The sequence below is a fragment of the Nocardioides sp. CPCC 206348 genome (assembly GCF_048654705.1).
Lineage (GTDB): Bacteria > Actinomycetota > Actinomycetes > Propionibacteriales > Nocardioidaceae > Nocardioides.
The window spans coordinates 24,623-29,344 of record NZ_JBMCZA010000241.1 but is presented as its reverse complement, the minus strand read 5'-3'; the positions used below and the strand labels follow the sequence as shown (position 1 = coordinate 29,344).

The following is a 4,722-nucleotide window of genomic DNA, read 5'->3' as shown; positions in this document are numbered from 1 at the left end:
GTCACCGGTCGACAGAACCAGGCGCTGGTCGCCCTCGAGGCGGCCGAGGCCGCCATGGAGCAGCGCAAGATCGAGGTGGCCGCGGCGCGCAACGACGTCGCCCGCGCCAAGAAGTCGGCCGACGAGAACGTCGCCACCATCGCGGTGCTGGTCGACCAAGCCGCGACCACGGCGTTGCAGGTCCGCGCCCTGGTCGTCAAGACCAATGGTGCGCGCCTGGCCGTGGTCCGGGCCCGGGCCGCGGACCGGGCCGCGCTGGCCCGCCTGCAGAAGCGCGAGGCGCGGATCAAGGCGGAGATCATCCGGCTGTCCCGCCAGCAGGGCGGCAGCTACAACGGCGACACCGGCGGCTTCCTCGCGAAGCCGGGACCGGGACCGGTGACCTCGCCCTACGGGTACCGGATCCACCCGATCTACGGGTACTACGGCCTGCACAACGGCATCGACTTCGGCACCGGGTGCGGCGCGCCGCTCGTCGCGGGGGAGTCCGGCACGGTGATCAACCGCTACTACGACGAGGTCTACGGGAACCGTCTGTACGTCGCCATCGGCCGCGTCAACGGTGCCGCCATGACGTTGATCTACAACCACATGAGCAGCTATTCCGTCGGCAAGGGCGCGAAGGTCCGTCGTGGCCAGGTCGTCGGCTACTCCGGCTCCACCGGCTGGTCGACCGGCTGCCACCTGCACTTCACGGTGCTCCGCAACGGCGAGACCGTGGACCCCGCACGCTACCTGTGACCTTCGGGCGCCGCCCGGCCTCAAACTCCGTTGCACGCTCCTGAGAGAATCAACCCATGGCCAAGCAGGGTGCGAAGAAGGAAGGCGCTGTCGATCACAAGATCGTCGCGTCCAACAAGAAGGCGCGCCACGACTACCACATCGAGTCCACCTTCGAGGCCGGGCTGGTGCTGGTCGGCACCGAGGTGAAGTCGCTGCGACTCGGGCGGGCCAGCCTGGTGGACGGCTTCGTCGACATCGACGGTGGCGAGGCCTGGCTGCACAACGTGCACATCCCCGAGTACGCCCAGGGCACGTGGACCAATCACGCCGCGAAGCGCAAGCGCAAGCTCCTCCTGAACCGGATCGAGATCGACAAGATCGAGCGCAAGGTCAGTGAGAAGGGCCAGACGGTGATCCCGCTGTCCATCTACTTCGTCAAGGGCCGGGCCAAGGTCGAGATCGGCCTCGCCAAGGGCAAGAAGTCGTGGGACAAGCGCCAGGCGATCGCCGAGCGCGAGGCCGACCGCGAGAAGGTCGCCGAGATCGGACGCCGCGCCAAGGGCATGCGTGACTGAACCGGTGGTTGAGGTGCGAGCGCCAGCGAGCCTCGAAACCTCCGCGGTACGGCGGTTCTGGGAGCGTCTTGGCCTGCCCGGGCTGATGGACCTCCACGTCCACTTCCTGCCGCCCTCCATCGAGCGTGCGGTGTGGCGGGTGTTCGACGAGGGCGGCGAGCTGATCGGGCGCGAGTGGCCGATCCGCTACCGGGGTACGGCGGCCGAACGGGTCGCGTTCCTGCAGGAGTCAGGCGTTCGCGGCTTCTCGACGCTCCCGTACGCCCACAAGCCCGGCATCGCGGGCTTCCTCAACGACTGGTCCCGAGACTTCGCGGCCGAGGTGCCCGAAGCACTGCGGTCGGCGACCTTCTATCCCGAGCCCGAAGCGGCCGACTACGTGCCGGCGCTGGTCGCCGACGGGGTGGAGATCTTCAAGCTGCACCTGCAGGTCGGCTCCTTCCACCTCGACGACCCGTTGCTCGATCCCGTCTGGGCGACACTGGCCGATGCCGGTACCCCGGTGATGGTGCACGCCGGCTCCGGGCCGGTCGGGACGTCGTACACGGGTCCGGCCTCGACGGCCCGCGTGCTGGCCCGATTCCCGCGACTGCGCCTGGTCATCGCGCACATGGGTTCGCCGGAGTGCTCGGACTTCCTGGCCCTCGCCGAGGAGTACGACGGCGTCCACCTCGACACGTCGATGGCCTTCACCGAGTTCTTCGCCGAAGGTCCGCACGACGGCCGGTTCCCGTCGGCCCTCGTGCCGCGACTGCGCGACCTCCAGGAGCGGGTGGTGTGGGGCTCGGACTTCCCGACCCTGCCGTTCCCCTACGCCCGGCAGCTCGACTGGCTGGCCGATCTCGGGCTGGGTGACGACTGGCTCCGGGACGTGTGTTGGCACAACGCCTTGCGGTTGTTGGGTCGAACTGCCGAAGAATCTTGACCTTCGCCCTCTTCCCTCGGGAGGGTTGTGGGTGCTGGACTGTCTCCTCCTGACCCCGCTCGGAGGAGAACCATGCGTGCACGTCTTCTGACCCTGGCCGCCGCCACCATTGTCGGCCTCGGTTTCCTCGCTCCCGCGACCGCCAGTACCGGCGGCACCGCTGACGGCGAGCTCCACCCCAATGTCGCCATGATCGCGTTCTACGACGGAACCGGCCGGTTCCGCTGCTCGGCCACACTGATCAGCCCGACCGTCCTCCTCACGGCCGCCCACTGCACCGACGGCACCGTCGGCAGCACGCTGGTCACCTTCGACAGCGTCATCGCCGAGGCCCCGCCGTCGCCGCTCCCGGTCGCCGCTGACACCGCCGCCGGTTACACGCCGGAGGAGCTCGCCGCCGCCGGTTACCTCTCCGGTACGGCGAACACGCACCCGGACTACAGCGACTTCACCGACATGGACAACTGGAACGACGTGGGCGTCATCGTGCTCGACGAGCCGGTCACCGACATCGCGCCGGCCCCGCTCGCCGGCCTCGGCGCCGCGGATGCGGTCAAGCAGCCGCGCAAGACGCTGTTCACTGCGGTCGGCTACGGCACGGAGGTCCGCCAGGCACCGACGGGCCCGCAGAAGCCGACGCCGCAGAGCTACCCGCTCATCCGTCGTTACGTCGAGATGCCGGGCCAGAAGATCACGCCGCAGATCATCCAGACCAACGGCAACGAGAAGGACATCTTCGGCACCGGCGGCACCTGCTTCGGTGACTCCGGTGGTTCGTTGTGGCTCAACGGCAAGGTCGTCGGCGTGACGTCGTACGGCTACACGGCCAACTGCCGCTACATCGACGGCTACCAGCGCGTCGACATCCCGGTCGTTGCCGACTGGCTGGCCCAGTTCGGCATCTAGAGCCCGGTTGCTCCCACGGGGGCGGGCCCACCGGTCATATCCGGTGGGCCCGCGTCATGCCCGCGGGCTAGACTGGCGGTGTAGTACAACTCAAGAGGGGCTGATCGGTTTCGACTTGGGACGTTTGTTCCAGGGGAAGCGGGTCGAGAAGCCAGCGTCATCTCGTAAACGATCGCTGGAAACCTATAACTGCCAACTCAAACCGCAGTTCCTTCGCTCTCGCTGCCTGAGCAGTGATCGAAGCGTCTGACCGGGCACCCGTCTTCGTCCCGGACCCAGACGTCATCTAGAAGACTTGCTGCGTCACTCCAGTCCGGAGGGTGACGCGGGACTCAAACCGGACTGGGTCTGTCGGCGACGTGTCTGTGCGAGCGCCGGGACCGAGAATACGCCAGCACAGACTGCACCCGGAGAAGACCTGGCTCGACGCTCGAGGACCGGGGTTCGATTCCCCGCAGCTCCACAGCCCTCTTTGAGGCAGACAAGGCCCGCGCCCAGCGCGGGCCTTGTTGTCGTTGAGGCAACGACCTGCCCCCCGCGCGACTACGGAGCGGATGGATTTCCTTGCCGTGGGTACTGCCGGCGGTGTCCCCGGCAACGGCGGGGCTCGAGAGAAGGAAGTCGTCATGGGCATGCTCTTGTGGATCGCTGCAGTGGTCCTGGTCATCGTCGGGATCGTCACCCTCATCCAGGGCAGCGTGCTCCTGGGGGTCGTGCTGATCGTCGTGGGACTTCTCGTGGGCCCCGGTGGCGTCTCGATCTTCAACTCACGCGGTCGCGCAACCTGATCCGGCTGCGGCCGTAACGGGGCTACCGCCATGTCCGTGGGTTCAGGGCCTGCACTTGCCGGCCGCTACCAGTTGGGTGACCTGCTCGGGACCGGCGGCATGGCCGCCGTGCATCGCGCGACCGATCTCCTGCTGGGGCGCGAGGTGGCCGTCAAGCTCCTGCGTCCGCGGGACGGCGACACCAGCGCCGAGGCGCGCTTCCGGTCGGAAGCGCGGACTCTGGCCGCCATCAGTGACCCCCACGTCATCACCATCCTTGACGTGTCGCCGCCCGGCTCGTCGCCGGCCTATCTGGTCATGGAGCTCGTCGATGGCCCCAGCCTCGCCCAGCGACTGCGGGAGGCCGGACCGATGGACGAGGCCACGATGCGGGCGCTCGGCGTCCAGCTCGCCCGCGGGCTGGACGCCGCTCACCAGCGCGGCATCGTGCACCGCGACGTCAAGCCCGACAACATCCTGCTGACGTCTGACGAAACGGCGATCCTCACCGACTTCGGCATCGCCCGTCTCCTGGACGACGCGTCGCACCACACCGCCGCCGGCATGGTCATCGGGTCGCCGGCCTATCTCGCCCCGGAGCAGGTCAGGGGAGTTCCGCCGACTCCGGCCGTCGACATCTACGCGCTCGGACTGGTGCTGCTGGAGTGCTACACCGGCCTTCGTGCCTACCCCGGACCCCCGGTCGAGGCAGCGCTGTCCCGCCTCGGTGCATCACCCGCCCTGCCGGTCTCGCTGCCGAGTGACCTCCGCGACGTCCTGGTGGCCATGACGGCGCTCGACCCGGAGGAGCGGCCCTCGGCCGCTC

Annotated in this window: 6 protein-coding genes and 1 other RNA gene; all 7 read left to right on the top strand. The window is 68.5% G+C overall.

Translation table 11 applies throughout. The annotated features are described in order from the left end of the window. On the top strand, window positions 1-741 hold a 741-nt coding region (locus ACOADB_RS28150; RefSeq protein WP_378606975.1), incomplete at its 5' end, for a M23 family metallopeptidase. A 56-nt stretch (window positions 742-797) separates the two neighbouring features. Next, a complete protein-coding gene (gene smpB / locus ACOADB_RS28145; RefSeq protein WP_182379852.1) occupies window positions 798-1,298 on the top strand; it encodes an SsrA-binding protein SmpB in 501 nt (166 codons plus the stop codon). Between the two features lie 85 nt (window positions 1,299-1,383). Next, complete coding sequence (locus tag ACOADB_RS28140; RefSeq protein WP_378606971.1) at window positions 1,384-2,223, top strand: amidohydrolase family protein; 840 nt, start codon at window positions 1,384-1,386, stop codon at window positions 2,221-2,223. A gap of 72 nt (window positions 2,224-2,295) precedes the next feature. Beyond that, on the top strand, window positions 2,296-3,129 hold the full coding sequence (locus ACOADB_RS28135; protein ID WP_378606968.1) for a S1 family peptidase: 834 nt from the start codon (window positions 2,296-2,298) through the stop codon (window positions 3,127-3,129). Window positions 3,130-3,225: 96 nt separating this feature from the next. Further along, window positions 3,226-3,595: a transfer-messenger RNA gene (ssrA, locus tag ACOADB_RS28130) on the top strand. Window positions 3,596-3,755: 160 nt separating this feature from the next. After that, entirely contained in the window at window positions 3,756-3,917 is a 162-nt protein-coding gene (locus tag ACOADB_RS28125; protein WP_378606965.1) for a GPGG-motif small membrane protein, read from the top strand. A gap of 30 nt (window positions 3,918-3,947) precedes the next feature. Next, a partial coding sequence (locus ACOADB_RS28120; protein WP_378606962.1) for a serine/threonine-protein kinase occupies window positions 3,948-4,722 on the top strand: 775 nt, incomplete at its 3' end.

Excerpts from the sequence above, each read along its gene's own strand:
- smpB (WP_182379852.1), top strand. The coding sequence starts at position 798 with ATGGCCAAGCAGGGTGCGAAGAAGGAAGGCGCTGTCGATCACAAGATC.
- ACOADB_RS28140 (WP_378606971.1), top strand. The coding sequence starts at position 1,384 with ATGGACCTCCACGTCCACTTCCTGCCGCCCTCCATCGAGCGTGCGGTG.
- ACOADB_RS28135 (WP_378606968.1), top strand. The coding sequence starts at position 2,296 with ATGCGTGCACGTCTTCTGACCCTGGCCGCCGCCACCATTGTCGGCCTC.
- ACOADB_RS28125 (WP_378606965.1), top strand. The coding sequence starts at position 3,756 with ATGGGCATGCTCTTGTGGATCGCTGCAGTGGTCCTGGTCATCGTCGGG.